General features: G+C 41.5%; 2 protein-coding genes. One reads left to right on the top strand and one right to left on the bottom strand.

Annotated elements, in window-relative coordinates:
• Window positions 1-16: 16 nt before the first annotated feature.
• A complete protein-coding gene (locus A3766_RS28150) occupies window positions 17-478 on the top strand; it encodes a peroxiredoxin (RefSeq protein WP_068507806.1) in 462 nt (153 codons plus the stop codon).
• Window positions 479-529: 51 nt separating this feature from the next.
• Here the strand turns inward: A3766_RS28150 and A3766_RS28145 are convergent.
• A partial coding sequence (locus A3766_RS28145) for an AI-2E family transporter (protein WP_156509214.1) occupies window positions 530-852 on the bottom strand: 323 nt, incomplete at its 5' end.

The following is an 852-nucleotide window of genomic DNA, read 5'->3' as shown; positions in this document are numbered from 1 at the left end:
AAGGGCTACGCATAAAATGGTAACTTTAAACGAAAAGGTCGGTGCCTTCACTGCCGCAGCAACGTCAGAAACAGAGATAACGAATGACAGCTTAAAGGGCAAAAATACGGTTATTTATTTTTACCCAAAAGACAACACGCCAGGCTGCACAACTGAAGGCCAGGAGTTCAGGGACTCAATTAAAGAATTTGAAGCCTGCAACACTCAGATTCTAGGTGTTTCAAGAGACTCTATGCGCACTCACGAGAACTTTAAAAAGAAACATGAATTCCCTTTTGAGTTAATCAGTGATCCGGAAGAAGAATTTTGTAAGCTTTTTGACGTAATTAAACTTAAAAAGCTTTACGGCAAAGAATATATGGGAATTGAACGCAGCACCTTTATCATCAATGCAGAAGGCACTCTTGTTAAGGAATGGCGCAAAGTAAAAGTCAAAGGCCATGTTGCTGAAGTACTCAAGGCTTGCAAAAGTCTCTAGTCAAAAGAAGTGGCGCCATAACAAGCGCCACTATTACTAAATTTCGCTAGTTTAGATAGAAGTTTCTACTCCCCCTCTTCTTGGCCAGGCAGTGACAACAGCCTTTATCATCGTAGCCAGAGGGATGGCAAAAAACACGCCCCACACCCCCCAGATACCACCAAAAAATAATACCGATACAATTATTACCGCTGGGTGAAGATTAACAACCTCTGAAAATAGCAATGGAACTAGAACGTTTCCATCGATCACCTGAATCACCAGAAAAATTAGCATGACGTAGTAAAACTCTTCATGCAGGCCAAATTGGAATAAGGCAATGAGCGCTACGGGTATTGTCACCAATATGGCACCAATGTAAGGAATAACAACAG

It is taken from the genome of Oleiphilus sp. HI0132, from assembly GCF_001635845.1.
The sequence above is the reverse complement of the archived record's forward strand: the minus strand, read 5'-3'. Positions and strand labels throughout refer to the sequence as shown.